The organism is Tenacibaculum sp. TB-56 (assembly GCF_059716275.2).
In genome coordinates this window covers 1413214-1425364 of the sequence record NZ_CM201367.1, presented here as the reverse complement: position 1 = coordinate 1425364, position 12151 = coordinate 1413214, and the positions used below count along the sequence as shown (strand labels likewise).

12 protein-coding genes and 1 pseudogene are annotated in these 12151 nt (G+C 33.4%); 4 read left to right on the top strand and 9 right to left on the bottom strand.

Annotation, left to right across the window (positions count from 1 at the left end):
- Positions 1–71 precede the first annotated feature (71 nt).
- The 3 genes from AC3VI6_RS06925 to AC3VI6_RS06915 all read right to left on the bottom strand — a co-directional run bounded on the left by AC3VI6_RS06925 (position 72) and on the right by AC3VI6_RS06915 (position 2466).
- Entirely contained in the window at positions 72–635 is a 564-nt protein-coding gene (locus AC3VI6_RS06925) for a uracil-DNA glycosylase family protein (RefSeq protein ID WP_497705647.1), read from the bottom strand.
- A gap of 116 nt (positions 636–751) precedes the next feature.
- On the bottom strand, positions 752–1111 hold the full coding sequence (locus AC3VI6_RS06920; protein ID WP_435254116.1) for a DUF8840 domain-containing protein: 360 nt from the start codon (positions 1109–1111) through the stop codon (positions 752–754).
- On the bottom strand, positions 1111–2466 hold the full coding sequence (locus AC3VI6_RS06915; RefSeq protein ID WP_497705646.1) for a DEAD/DEAH box helicase: 1356 nt from the start codon (positions 2464–2466) through the stop codon (positions 1111–1113). The genes AC3VI6_RS06920 and AC3VI6_RS06915 overlap by 1 nt, the downstream gene beginning before the upstream one ends.
- 68 nt (positions 2467–2534) lie before the next feature.
- Between AC3VI6_RS06915 and AC3VI6_RS06910 the strand changes: the two genes are divergently transcribed.
- A complete protein-coding gene (locus AC3VI6_RS06910; protein ID WP_497705645.1) occupies positions 2535–2996 on the top strand; it encodes a Na(+)-translocating NADH-quinone reductase subunit F in 462 nt (153 codons plus the stop codon).
- Positions 2997–3298: 302 nt separating this feature from the next.
- On the opposite strand, the gene nqrF is transcribed toward AC3VI6_RS06910, so the two are convergent.
- The 6 genes and pseudogenes from nqrF to AC3VI6_RS06880 all read right to left on the bottom strand — a co-directional run bounded on the left by nqrF (position 3299) and on the right by AC3VI6_RS06880 (position 9352).
- Positions 3299–4615, bottom strand: a complete 1317-nt coding sequence (nqrF, locus tag AC3VI6_RS06905; RefSeq protein WP_497705644.1) for an NADH:ubiquinone reductase (Na(+)-transporting) subunit F — start codon at positions 4613–4615, stop codon at positions 3299–3301.
- A complete protein-coding gene (gene nqrE / locus AC3VI6_RS06900; protein WP_497705643.1) occupies positions 4615–5364 on the bottom strand; it encodes an NADH:ubiquinone reductase (Na(+)-transporting) subunit E in 750 nt (249 codons plus the stop codon). The genes nqrF and nqrE overlap by 1 nt, the downstream gene beginning before the upstream one ends.
- Before the next feature lie 35 nt (positions 5365–5399).
- A pseudogene (locus AC3VI6_RS06895) lies at positions 5400–6045 on the bottom strand (NADH:ubiquinone reductase (Na(+)-transporting) subunit D).
- 2 nt (positions 6046–6047) lie between these two features.
- Positions 6048–6788, bottom strand: a complete 741-nt coding sequence (locus AC3VI6_RS06890; RefSeq protein WP_497705642.1) for a Na(+)-translocating NADH-quinone reductase subunit C — start codon at positions 6786–6788, stop codon at positions 6048–6050.
- 2 nt (positions 6789–6790) lie between these two features.
- Positions 6791–7996 carry an NADH:ubiquinone reductase (Na(+)-transporting) subunit B gene (locus AC3VI6_RS06885; protein ID WP_497705641.1) on the bottom strand — a complete coding sequence of 402 codons (1206 nt, stop codon included), beginning with the start codon at positions 7994–7996 and terminating at the stop codon, positions 6791–6793.
- 3 nt (positions 7997–7999) lie between these two features.
- Complete coding sequence (locus AC3VI6_RS06880) at positions 8000–9352, bottom strand: Na(+)-translocating NADH-quinone reductase subunit A (protein ID WP_497705640.1); 1353 nt, start codon at positions 9350–9352, stop codon at positions 8000–8002.
- Positions 9353–9512: 160 nt separating this feature from the next.
- On the opposite strand from AC3VI6_RS06880, the gene AC3VI6_RS06875 reads away from it, so the two are divergent.
- The 3 genes from AC3VI6_RS06875 (at position 9513) to AC3VI6_RS06865 (ending at position 12075) form a co-directional block, all read left to right on the top strand.
- Positions 9513–10745 (top strand): type IX secretion system plug protein, encoded by a 1233-nt coding sequence (locus AC3VI6_RS06875; RefSeq protein WP_497705639.1) that lies wholly within the window; start codon positions 9513–9515, stop codon positions 10743–10745.
- Between the two features lie 50 nt (positions 10746–10795).
- The gene (gene apaG / locus AC3VI6_RS06870) at positions 10796–11182 is read left to right on the top strand and encodes a Co2+/Mg2+ efflux facilitator ApaG/CorD (RefSeq protein ID WP_497706578.1); all 387 of its coding nucleotides are present in this window, start codon (positions 10796–10798) and stop codon (positions 11180–11182) included.
- A 143-nt stretch (positions 11183–11325) separates the two neighbouring features.
- A complete protein-coding gene (locus tag AC3VI6_RS06865) occupies positions 11326–12075 on the top strand; it encodes a DUF3667 domain-containing protein (RefSeq protein WP_497705638.1) in 750 nt (249 codons plus the stop codon).
- Positions 12076–12151: the final 76 nt, after the last annotated feature.

Genomic DNA, 12151 nt, shown 5'->3' with positions numbered 1-12151 from the left:
GTTACAAAAGTACGAATTTATCAATGCAAAGTAATTAACTTATTTGTTTAAGAACTAGGTTATTTTTAATCTTACAGTAACTCTTTAATCATCTTTTTTAATTGTGGAAGCACCTCTTTTTCAAACCATGGATTTTTAGTTAACCAAAATCGATTTCTTGGTGATGGATGTGGTAACACAAAATAGTCTGGTAAATATTCGTGAAAAGCATCTACCGTTTCTGTAAGCGTTCGTTTTGCTTTGTCTTTTAAATGGTAATTCTGAGCATACATCCCAATTAAAATAATTAACTTCACATTAGGCATTTCATCTAGCAAAGGTTGATGCCATTTCGGAGCACATTCTTTTCTTGGTGGTAAATCTCCTGATTTTCCTTTTCCTGGATAGCAGAATCCCATAGGAACAATTGCAAAGTTATTGGTGTCGTAAAATTGGGCATCGGTAACTCCTAACCATTTTCGTAATTGCTTTCCACTAGCATCATCCCACGGAATACCTGATTGATGTACTTTAATCCCTGGTGCTTGACCAACAATAATAATCTTTGATTGTTTACTTGCTAAAACAACAGGATTAGGCTCAATAAAGCCTTTACAAATAGTGCATTTACGAATATCGGCTAGTAATTCTTCCATAGTTAAAAATACTAAAACCCTATCGATTTAAAATGCTTTATTAATAAGAGATATCTCGATACAATTTTGTGCTTATTCGCTTTCCTCAAGAACAAAATCACTCGATATGACAAGTATTAAAACTTAATAAAATCATCAAAAGCTACGTAGTACGGTTGATCTTTAAAAACAGGGAGCTCTATACTCTCAGCATTCGCAATACCAATTCCTGCAAACCAAACTTTTGCATTTTGATTTTTTGCGTGTTCTTTAAAGGTTTCCATCCATAACACATCATATTCTTGTGGTGACTGAATGTTATTTGTAGTTTTTACCAACACAAAAATGGTAGGCTCTCCTTTTTTATACAACACAAACTGCGGATGCTTTTTCAACTCGCTATTAATTGCAACAAATTCATACCCCATTTCTTGCAGTTTCTTACCCACAATATTCATTCCTAAATTGTGGAGTTCTTGCTTGGTAAGTTCTTGCATTATTTCTTCTTATTGCGTTTATTATAGTTTTTATCGCCTCTAGTTTTTGGCTTTTTGTATTTCTTAGCAAGCTCTCTTCTATACGAACCTCCTTGATTTGTTTTTTTATTCTTTTCCTTTTTTTCATGGAAAGCTGGACCTGCTTCATACTCTTGAGAAGTTCTATTTTTATTTACTTCTCTTTCTTCCTTCGGACGCTCTTCTTCCGTTAATTGCTTGGTTATCTCAACTTGTTCAGGAATTTCTAACTTCGGAATTGTATAATCCATCAATTCCTCAATTCGTTGTTTAGCTTCCTGCTCTTTTTCCGTAGCAAATAAAATTGATTTTCCTTCATGTTCTGCACGACCTGTACGACCAATTCTGTGCATATAGTTTTCTGGGAAATGCGGCACATCAAAATTGACTACATGAGTAACCTCTTCTAAATCCAATCCACGAGCAATTACATCAGTTGCAATTAAGATTCGTTTTTCTCCTTTATTGAATTGTTCAATAGAACGCAAACGATAATTCTGTGTTTTGTTCGAGTGAATTACACAGGCTTGTGACGGAAATTCTTCAGCAACACAATCAAACAATCTATCTGCGTTTCTCTTATTCGGTGCAAATACCAATACTTTACTAAACTCCGATTTATCGAATAATAAATAGTTCAATAAGTTGACTTTTGTATAAAAATTCGGAACGTCATAACTTGTTTGTTGAATATTATCTAACGGAGTTCCACTAACTGCAATGGCTATTTTATGCGGCGCTATAAAAAAGTCATCAATCAATGCTTCTACATCTTCCGTCATCGTTGCCGAAAACATGATATTTTGACGTCGTTGTGGTAGTAAATCAAAGATATTTAACAACTGAAAACGGAAACCTAAATCAAGCATCACATCTACTTCATCAATCACCAATTTTTGAATAGATTTTAGCTTCAACACATTGCTTAATGCTAAGTCGTATAAACGCCCGGGAGTAGCTACAATAATATCTGCTCCTTGCATAACTGCTTCTTTATGACGGTTTAAATTAACACCTCCATAAACTCCTACAGTTTTTAACGTAATATATTTGGCTAACTTTTCAATTTCATCAACCAGTTGCACAACTAATTCACGTGTAGGCACCAAAATCATCACTCTCGGGTGTTGTTGTTTTGAGAACTTTAAATCGCGAAGTATAGGTAATAAATACCCGAAGGTTTTACCTGTACCTGTTTGAGCAATACCCACTACATCTTTTCCTGAACGAATTACAGGAAATGCTTGTTCTTGAATAGGTGTCGGACTAACGAAGCCTAATTCTTCAATTGAATTTCTTAGTGGATTTGATAAGTCTAAATCTTGAAAAGTAGTCATTAACAATAATTTGATGCAAAGGTACAACCATTATTTTGTATATTTAAAGGACTTAATTCATTTTGATTATGGAAATACCTAAAAGATTAGAGCAAGCACTTATAAAGCTTTATAATGCTTTTCATAATGACGAATTGAACCCTGAATGTTGTTCAGCTTGTGCAGTTGGTAATATTTTAGACAACCGAGATAGCTGGAAACACCTAACAAATGGTCATGGTTCGTTAGATTTAAGCTATGTAGGTAGGGTACATCAAAATTTAGGTAGAAAATTTAATGGTTACTCTCCTTTAGAACTCTTACAAATTGAAAAAGTGTTTTTAGAAACTTGTGGATTTACAGTTCCGTTATGTCATTACAATCCAAAACCTCAAAACCCAACACATAAAGAAACTTTATTTAATGGTTTATGTGCTGTCGTTGCTCACTTGTGCAAACTAGAAGACTTACCAAATGTCATGGAGTATTCTAAGATTTTTGAATATGAACAAGACAATCCTGTGTATAAGTTTGATGTGATTTACGAGTAAATTACTTTGCTAAAAACATTGCTTTACAGTCGAAACACTTAAATCTTTTCTTATTAAAAAAGACGATTTTTTGAAAGAGGCTTCTTCTTTTTCTTCTAACAAATGTTGATTGGCATTTTGGACAATTCATAGATTTAGTTTTATTATTTATTTAGCTGATAATCACAAAATAAAATCATTTATTTTAATCTAAAGTTAAAAAAATTATATTTTGTTGAAAATTAATTATGAAAAGTACTTTTTATGCATAAAAAAACCGATACAATACTGTATCGGTTTTATATTTTAAAATCACTGAGTGATTATCCTCCAAAGTCATCAAAACGAATGTTTTCGTCATCAAGACCAAAATCTTCACCCATTTTTTGTACTGCTTTATTCATTAATGGTGGTCCACAGAAATATAATTCTAAATCCTCAGGACTGTCATGCTTAGATAAATATTGGTCTATTACAACTTGGTGAATAAACCCAACAAAACCATCTCCGCTTTCATCATTAATATCTTTTTTAACCTTCCAGTTATCTTCTTCTAATGGCTCAGATAATGCCAAGTAAAATTTAAAGTTTGGAAAGTCTTTTTCTAACGCTCTAAAGTAGTGAATGTAGAATAATTCAGCTTTAGAACGACCTCCGTACCAGTATGTTACTTTTCTACCAGTCTTTAAAGTTCTAAATAAATGATAAATATGTGAACGCATTGGTGCCATACCAGCTCCACCACCTACATATAACATTTCAGCTTCAGAATCATTAATAAAGAATTCACCATAAGGTTCAGAAATAGTTACTTTATCTCCTGGCTTTTGATTAAAAATATACGAAGATGCCACCCCTGGATTTACATCCATCCATCCACCTTTAGCACGGTCGAAAGGAGGTGTAGCTACACGAACATTTAACATGATTTCTCTTCCTTCTGCAGGGTAAGAAGCCATAGAGTATGCTCTCTCTACAGTTTCTTCATTCTTCATTACCAATGGCCTTAGGTTAAATTTATCCCAATCAGCCTCAAATTTATCAGGCTCACCTGGATGATCTTGTGGATGAGCAGAAATATCCATATCAGCATATTTTACTTCACATGGTGGTATTTCAATTTGAATATACCCACCTGCTTTATAATCCATTTCTTCTGGAATCTCAACTACAAACTCCTTAATAAAGGTTGCTACGTTATAGTTTCTTACAACAGTTGCTTCCCATTTCTTAATTCCGAAAATTTCTTCTGGAATAGAAATATCCATGTCTTGTTTTACTTTTACCTGACATGCTAAACGAATACCATGTTGTAATTCTTTACGTGTAAAGTGAGGCGTTTCTGTTGGTAAAGCTTCACCTCCACCAGAGTTAACGTGACACTCACATTGTACACAAGAACCACCTCCACCACATGCTGATGGTAAGAAGATTTTTTCATTACCTAAGGTAGATAATAAAGTTCCTCCTGATGGTACTTCTATTGTCTTTTCACCATTGATTGTAATTTTTACAGGTTCAGATGGTGCTAACTTTTGTTTTACAAATAATAATAACGCTACTAAAACTAAGATTACCGCTAAAAACGCTAATACTGTAATAGCAACTGTTCCTCCTGTGCTTACTTCTAAAAATACCATTATTCTGTAATTTCTTTAGTGTTATTAGCTAATTCTTCAGCTTTCTCTTCAGTTGTTTCAACTTTCTTCTCTTCTACTTCTTTCTTTTCAACCTGAACTGCTGTAGTTTCTTCTTTTTTACCTTCATCATCACCACCTGTTAACATTCCACCGAAACTCATAAATCCGATAGCCATTAAACCTGTAATAATAAATGTAATACCTAATCCTCTTAATGCTGGTGGCACAGATGAATATCTGATTTTTTCACGAATAGCTGCAATTGCTAAAATTGCTAAGAACCATCCGATACCAGAACCTATACCGTAAGTTAATGATAAACCTAATGTTGGGATTTCACGAGATTGCATGAATAACGATCCTCCTAAAATTGCACAGTTTACAGCAATTAACGGTAAGAAAATTCCTAAAGAGTTATATAATGCTGGTGCAAATTTTTCTACAATAATTTCTACCAATTGTACCATGGTTGCAATGGTTGCAATAAACATGATGAATGATAAGAAACTTAAATCATAGTCTGCATACTCAGCTCCTAACCACTTTAAAGCTCCAGGTTGTAATAAATACTGATCTAACAACCAGTTTACTGGTACAGTTACCGCTAATACGAAAATAACGGCTGCTCCTAAACCTACGGCTGTTGATACTTTTTTAGATACTGCAAGGTATGAACACATTCCTAAGAAGGTTGCGAATACCATGTTATCTATAAATATCGACTTGAAAAATAATTCTATATGTTCCATTTCTCTATATTTTTTTAATGAATACTAACCTGGGGTTAGTCTTCTACTAATGCTTTATTTCTTGTACGTTGTACCCAAATAATGATACCTACAACGATTAATGCCATTGGTGATAATAACATAAACCCGTTGTTTTCATATCCTAAAGCATACAATCCTGTTTTCTCGATAGGATCTCCTAATACTTTAAATCCTAATAAAGTACCAGAACCTAATAGCTCTCTAAAGAATCCTACAATAATTAAGATTACTGCGTATCCTAAAGCATTACCAATACCATCTAAGAAAGATCTCCAAGGTTCCGTTACCTAAAGCAAATGCCTCAAAACGTCCCATGATAATACAGTTGGTAATAATTAACCCAATAAATACCGATAGGGTTTTACTTAAATCGTACGCAAATGCTTTTAACACTTGGTCTACAATGATTACTAAAGTAGCTACAACGATTAACTGTACAATAATTCTAATTTTTGATGGAATAATATTTCTCATTAACGAGATTACCACATTTCCTACTCCTAATACAAATAATACCGATAAAGACATTACAATAGAAGCTTTTAACTCTGCCGTAATTGCTAATGCAGAACAAATACCTAATACTTGAATAGTAATTGGGTTATTATCTGCTAATGGATCAGTAATTAACGCTGCGTCTTTTTTTGATAAAAGTCCCATATTTATTTTAATGTTTTAAAGTAAGGTACGTATAAACCTAATTCGGTTTTAATCATTGCAGCTACACCGTCTCCTGTAATAGTTGCTCCTGCAATTGCATCTACCTCGTTATCATTTTTATCTTCATTCTTTGGATCATTGTTTGATTTAGAAACTGCAATTCCTTTAAAAGTACCATTGCTCATTAAATCTTCTCCAATAAAATCATCCATAAAGTAACGTTGCTTAATGTTGGCTCCTAAACCTGGTGTTTCTCCTTTATGATCGAAGAAAACCCCTTGTACTACCATGTTTTTATCCATTGCAACATATCCCCAAATAGCATCCCAAAGACCTTTACCTCTAATTGGTGCGATGTAAAATGTAGTTCCATCTTTTTCACCAACAAATAATGGTAATTTTCTTGTTTTACCTTCTTTAGCTTCTGTTTGTTGTTTTTTAACATCAATTAAATATGCTTTAGCATCTTCAGAAACATTTTCTCCTTCAATTACTAATTGCTTTTTGATGTATTTAGCAAACTCATCTGCTACTTTATCTTTTGAAACAAATACGATACTTGTTTCATCGTTTTCGTTTACACCCATTGCATACAAAATGTTTTGTTGCTTTTCGATACGTTTGTTAGCATCGATTGTTGGGCGAAGTGATGACGCTGTAAAAGCTAACAACGCACCCACTACTAGTACCATTCCTATTGCGAATACTACCGTATATACATTACTATCTGTCTTCTTACTCATAATTAGGCAGTTTTAGCTTTTAAACGTTTTAATCTTCTCTTTACATTTCCTTGAACCACATAGTGATCGATAGTTGGAGCAAATACGTTCATTAATAAGATCGCTAACATTACTCCTTCTGGATATGCTGGGTTGAATACACGAATCATAATCGAGATAAATCCAATTAAGAAACCGTAAATCCATTTTCCTTTGTTAGTTTGTGATGCTGTTACTGGGTCAGTTGCCATGTATACCGCACCAAATGCAAATCCTCCAATTAATAAATGTTTCCAGAAATCTAAGCTCATTAATCCGTAAAACTTACTCGTTTCACCAACCCATCCCATATCAACTACTTGGTTGAAGATGAATCCCATTACTAAAGCTCCGATTACTGAAGATAACATGATTCTCCAGCTTCCAATCTTTGTAAAGATTAAGAATAAAGCTCCTAATAAGATTAATAATGTTGAAGTTTCTCCTACTGAACCTGGAATAAATCCGAAGAACATATCAGAAACTGAATAACTAATTGGTTGTGATTGTGCTAAACTTCCTAAAACTGTTTCACCAGAAATTGCATCAGCAGTTCCTGCAGCTTCTACTGCACCGTGAACCCATACTTTATCTCCCGACATCCAAGTTGGATATGCGAAGAATAAAAATGCACGAATTGTTAACGCTGGGTTTAAGATGTTCATTCCTGTACCACCAAATACTTCTTTACCAATTACAACACCGAAAGCTACAGCTACGGCTAACATCCATAATGGTAAGTCTACTGGTACGATTAACGGAACTAACATTCCTGTTACTAAGTAACCTTCTTCTACTTCGTGTCCTTTAATTACAGCAAAGATAAATTCGATTACTAAACCTACTAAATACGATACAATTACTAATGGTAAAATTTTAGTTAAACCAACTAGGAAGTTGTCCATATTCCAAAAGTCTCCACTAAAGAAAGACATTCCTTCAGTAAAGCCATTAATTGCAGCGTTGTGTTGATACCCTGCATTAAACATACCGAAAAGTAAACATGGTACTAATGCCATAATTACTGTATTCATGGTACGCTTTAAATCATCGGCTGCCTTGATATGAGTTCCTCCATGAGTAGTCTCATTTGGCAAATATAAAAAGGTGTGGATTGCGTTAAACGCAGGTGCCATCTTAGTACCTTTATATTTCTCTTTTAAATTATGTAAATTTTGTTTTAAGCCCATATCTTATCCTAATTCTTCTCTCATTAAATCTAATCCTTCACGAATTATTTTTTGGTGAGGTTGTTTCGATACACAAATAAATTCTGTTAATGCAAAATCTTCTGGTGCAATTTCATAAGCTCCTAATCCTTCCATTTCGTCAAGATCTTTATACATACAAGCTTTTAATAATTGCATCGGATAGATGTCTAACGGAAAAATTTCTTCATACGAACCAGTTACCACAAATGCTCTGTGTTCACCGTTAGTATTCGTATTTAAGTCATATTTTTTCTTCGGGTTTAACCAAGAGAATGTTAATGCTCTAGAAGTAGATATCTTATCAAAGATTGGCTTATTCCATCCGAAGAATTCATAATCATCTCCTTCTGGAATTGCAGTAATTATGTTGTCATAATATCCTAAAAAACCTTCTTGACCAACTTGTAAACCACTTAACACATTTCCACTAATAACACGTGCGTTATCTGCATCTAAATTTCCTTTAACAATATCAGCAATTTGCGCTCCTGCCTTAGCAGTTACGTATTGTGGCTTGTTAAAATTAGAACCTGCTAAAGCTATTGTACGTGTAACGTTAAACTTACCTGTTAATAATAACTCACCAATAACAACTAAGTCTTGTGGTGTTACTACCCACACAACTTCTCCTTTATTAATAGGATCAATTTGTGCAATTTGAGTACTTACGTTACCTACAGGATGTGAACCAGAAACCTTGTGTAACTCAACACCTTTTACTCCTTTAAATGGAGATAATGTTGAATTCGCCGCTACAGAAACATGAACTTTACCAGTAGTTAACTTTGTTAACGCTGTTAAAGCAGCTTGTAACTCAGCTTCTTTACCCTTCAAGGCATAATCATAATCAGCTGCTAAAGGCGCACTTGCATAAGCAGATACAAAAATAGCTTTTGGTGCTTGATTTGGATTTGCAACCACATCGTACGGACGTTGTTTTACAAACGGCCAACAACCTGAAGCAAATAAGTGGTTTTTCACCTCTTCTCCAGACATTGCATCAACATCTTTTTTACCAAAATCTTTGTATTCCTGCTGTGCATCAGCAGTGATTTTAATTGCTAAAACTTTTCTTCGTGCTCCACGAACGATTTCCGTAACTTTACCACTAACCGGACTAGAGAATAAAATACGCTCGTCACTTTTTGCATGAAAAAGTGCTTCACCTGCTTTTACTTCTGTACCCTCTTTTGCTAAAATTTTAGGAATAACGCCGTGAAAATCATCTGGCTTCACTGCAAACACACCACCTAATGGAAGTTCGGTAGTTACCTGTTCTGCCTCGCCAACTAGCTTGATATCCAAGCCTTTCTTAATACGGATGTCTTTTGACATAGGAACTGATTAATTTGATTTTCTTAAAAACACGCAAATTTAAAAATTTTACCCCCCTTTACAGAACAAAACAATCCATATCTTTACCTTATCTTCTTATTTATATTTATTCTAAATAAAAACCTTGTCTTTGGCGTATATTTTGATATTTTTGTTAATTATGAAATTAAGAAACCTACTTATACCTGTTTTTTTCTGTGCTATTTCAAACTATGCTCAAAACATAAAAACAGTTCAACTACGTCCTAAGCACAATTCTGAACAATACACACCAATTGTACGTTTAGGAGATGTTTTAAAACTATCTTTTGATGATTTAGAGGCTGATAGCAAACAATATCAATACAAAATTGAACACATGACACATGATTGGAAACCTAGCTCTATGACTAGCAACCAATACATTCAAGGTTTTGAGCAAAACGAAATCATCAATTTTTCAAATTCGTTCAACACACTTCAACCCTACACGCATTATTGGGTTGAAATACCGAATCAGAACACCATTATTACTAAAAGTGGCAATTATTTAATTTCTGTTATTGATGAAAATTACGAGGTTGTTTTCACAAGAAAATGTGTATTTTATGAAGATATAACCACCGTAGGTGTGGCTGTTTTTAGAAGTAGAAATACCGCTACAGCCAACGAACAACAAACTGTTCAATTTTCAATAAATCATCCGAACTTACAAATCAACAATCCTTCACAAGAAATCAATGTAACGCTATTTCAAAATCACAATTGGAACACCGCTATTAACAATTTACAACCTATATTCATTAAACCTCAGCAATTGCTGTATAACCACACTGTGGAAACTAATTTTTGGGCAGGTAATGAGTTTTTAAATTTTGACACCAAATATATAAGGAATAGTAGTTTAAATGTTGCTAGAGTTACGCGTGACAATTTATATCACAGTTATTTATACACCGATGAACCCAGAGCGGACAAACCTTACACCTACAATCCTGATATTAACGGACAATTCGTAATAAGAACTACCGAACGTGATGCAAACAACGAACAAGATGATACCGAAGCTGATTACTCTTTAGTACATTTTTCATTAGATGCTTTTGAACCTTATGAAAACAAAGACGTGTATGTGTATGGCGCTTTCAATAATTATGAATTATCAGAAGAAAACAAAATGTCGTATGATTCTAGTCAAAGTATATACAAAGCTGTTTTACCTTTTAAACAAGGATTTTACAACTACAGTTACGCTACTTTAAACTCTAACAATTCTATAAACCTACATGAAATTGACGGTTCTTTTTATCAAACCGAAAACGAATATACCGTAATTGTTTACTACAAATCGTTTGGTGAAATTTATGACAGAGTTATAGGTGTTGGCAACGGTTATTTTAATCAAAATAGGTAAGCCTTACAATAAACATTGACTAAAAAGTGAAAAAGAACTATCTTTATCCTATGTTTCAACAAGTAACTAAGGGGATAAAAATTTCGGTAAAAACTTCTTTTAAGAATACCGTGTACAAGGGCTATCAGCAGTATTATGCCTTTAGCTACTATATCACTATTGAAAACAATTCGAAAGAAACGGTAAAGCTCCTTGAACGTTTTTGGGTAATTTTTGATGCTCTTAACGATATTGAATATGTAGAAGGTGAAGGTGTTGTTGGCGAAACCCCTATTTTACAACCAAACGATGTTTACAATTACAGATCTAACTGCTTTTTACTCTCTACAACTGGAGCCATGGGTGGCAACTACAAAATGATTAATACCAAAACCCTTGAAGAGTTTTTAGTAACCATACCTACATTTCAACTAACTACCACGCCTACTTTAAACTAAATGATTAAAAATAAATAAAGTTCCTGTCGTAAGAGATGCTAACTGCCTTAACTGCGGATGTCCTTTTACCAATAATGAGAAATTCTGCCCTGAATGCGGACAAAAAAACAGAGGTAAAAAAATTACCTTAGCAACCTTTCTTCGTGAACTTTTTGCTGGATTCTTTTTCTTTAGATACAAAGTTTTGGAGAACATTAATTCCTTTATTGATTAGTCCCGGAAAGGTTTCAAAAGATTATATTGAAGGAAAACGTGTTCGATACACCAATCCGTTTCGATTTTATTTAGCTACAACAATTATTTTCTTTTTGATTTTGGGAGCAATTAATAGTTACGACCATTTTGAAAGACTTAGAAAAGGAACTCTTGAAAAATCATCTCCTATAAGTGTTAATAACGAAAATAATCAAGAAAAAATACTCACTATTGGTCAATTACACGATTTAGTTTTTGGTGAAATAAAGATTAATCAAAAGAAATTAGACTCTTTAAATCAAAACAAAAAAGATTCGGTACCTCAACTGGACTCAATAGTTAACAACTACAACAATTCTACCTTTTATAAACTATCGAAGTTTGAAGAAAAAAATCCAACTCTTTCTTCTGAAAAAGCTTTAGATAGTTTAGGTATTGATAAAAACTTCAGCAACAGATTCTTGTATTCTGAGGTAAAACTTGTAAACTCTTACCTTAGAAGTGATGAAGAACATTCAAAATTTAACAAACAACTATATTCACATATTTCAATTTCACTATTTGTGCTACTTCCACTGTTTACACTCTTCTTTTCGTTTATATATATTAGAAGAAAATTTACCTATGTTGAGCATTTAGTGTTTGTTTTTCATGTACAAACCGTGTTTTTTCTACTTGCTAGTATTTTTACATCATAGGTTTTATCAACAAAGGCAGTAATAATTTACCTACAATTTTTTCTGTACTCTTTTTACTGTATCTATTTATAGCAAT

Bases quoted from the DNA above. Each gene is read 5' to 3' on its own strand.
- AC3VI6_RS06880 (WP_497705640.1), bottom strand. From the start codon at position 9,352: ATGTCAAAAGACATCCGTATTAAGAAAGGCTTGGATATCAAGCTAGTT.
- nqrF (WP_497705644.1), bottom strand. From the start codon at position 4,615: ATGGTATTTTTAGAAGTAAGCACAGGAGGAACAGTTGCTATTACAGTA.
- AC3VI6_RS06915 (WP_497705646.1), bottom strand. From the start codon at position 2,466: ATGACTACTTTTCAAGATTTAGACTTATCAAATCCACTAAGAAATTCA.
- nqrE (WP_497705643.1), bottom strand. From the start codon at position 5,364: ATGGAACATATAGAATTATTTTTCAAGTCGATATTTATAGATAACATG.
- AC3VI6_RS06920 (WP_435254116.1), bottom strand. From the start codon at position 1,111: ATGCAAGAACTTACCAAGCAAGAACTCCACAATTTAGGAATGAATATT.
- apaG (WP_497706578.1), top strand. From the start codon at position 10,796: ATGTTTCAACAAGTAACTAAGGGGATAAAAATTTCGGTAAAAACTTCT.
- AC3VI6_RS06875 (WP_497705639.1), top strand. From the start codon at position 9,513: ATGAAATTAAGAAACCTACTTATACCTGTTTTTTTCTGTGCTATTTCA.
- AC3VI6_RS06925 (WP_497705647.1), bottom strand. From the start codon at position 635: ATGGAAGAATTACTAGCCGATATTCGTAAATGCACTATTTGTAAAGGC.
- AC3VI6_RS06910 (WP_497705645.1), top strand. From the start codon at position 2,535: ATGGAAATACCTAAAAGATTAGAGCAAGCACTTATAAAGCTTTATAAT.
- AC3VI6_RS06890 (WP_497705642.1), bottom strand. From the start codon at position 6,788: ATGAGTAAGAAGACAGATAGTAATGTATATACGGTAGTATTCGCAATA.
- AC3VI6_RS06885 (WP_497705641.1), bottom strand. From the start codon at position 7,996: ATGGGCTTAAAACAAAATTTACATAATTTAAAAGAGAAATATAAAGGT.